At 53.8% G+C, this 251-nt stretch carries 1 rRNA gene; it reads left to right on the top strand.

Annotated elements, in window-relative coordinates:
• Positions 1-251 (top strand): 16S ribosomal RNA (locus H4J75_RS19885); the annotation flags it as partial.

Genomic DNA, 251 nt, shown 5'->3' with positions numbered 1-251 from the left:
GCAGCAGTGGGGAATATTGCACAATGGGCGAAAGCCTGATGCAGCCATGCCGCGTGTGTGAAGAAGGCCTTCGGGTTGTAAAGCACTTTCAGTTGTGAGGAAAGGTGGGTAGTTAATAGCTGCTCGCTGTGACGTTAGCAACAGAAGAAGCACCGGCTAACTCCGTGCCAGCAGCCGCGGTAATACGGAGGGTGCGAGCGTTAATCGGAATTACTGGGCGTAAAGCGTGCGTAGGCGGTTTGTTAAGCAAG

This window comes from Colwellia sp. BRX10-1, from assembly GCF_014077545.1.
GTDB lineage: Bacteria > Pseudomonadota > Gammaproteobacteria > Enterobacterales > Alteromonadaceae > Colwellia_A.
This window is presented reverse-complemented; position numbering and strand designations above follow the sequence as displayed.